At 75.5% G+C, this 628-nt stretch carries 1 protein-coding gene; it reads right to left on the reverse strand.

From position 1 onward, the window contains the following. A partial coding sequence (locus FV230_RS29050; protein WP_147844809.1) for a glycoside hydrolase family 3 N-terminal domain-containing protein occupies positions 1-628 on the reverse strand: 628 nt, incomplete at both ends.

Raw genomic sequence — 628 nt, forward strand, 5'->3', positions numbered from 1 at the left:
GCGCAGGGCGGCGCCGGCCAGCGACGGCGTGCCCTCCGCGACGGCGCGCATCTCGTCCGCGTCGCCGTTGCAGTGGAGCGCCACGTCGATGCCGGCGGCGAAGGCCGCCTCGGCCCGGGCGCGGAACGGCCCGGTCAGGGCATGCATCGACAGGTCGTCGGTCATCAGCAGGCCGTCGAAGCCGATCGCGCCGCGGATCACGTCGGCGATCACGGGCGCCGACTGGGTCGCCGGCCGGTCGGGATCGATCTGCGTGAACACCACGTGGGCGCTCATTGCCATCGGCAGGTCGGCGAGGGCGCGGAAGGGCCGGAAATCCTGGGCCGCGAGGGATTCGAGGCTCGCCTCGACCACCGGCAGGCCGTGGTGGCTGTCGCAGGCGGCGCGGCCGTGCCCGGGGATGTGCTTCATCACCGGCAGCACCCCGCCGGCCATCAGGCCCTCGGCCACCGCCCGGCCGATCTCGGCCACCTGCTGCGGCGTCGTGGCGTAGGCGCGGTCGCCGATGATGTCGTGGGCGCCGGGCTCGGGCACGTCGAGGACGGGCGCGCAGTCGACGTTGATGCCGACGTCGGCGAGGTCGTGCGCCATCAGGCGCGCGCCGAGCCGCGCCATCGCGGCGGCCGCC

Source organism: Methylobacterium sp. WL6, assembly GCF_008040095.1.
Classification (GTDB): Bacteria; Pseudomonadota; Alphaproteobacteria; order Rhizobiales; family Beijerinckiaceae; genus Methylobacterium.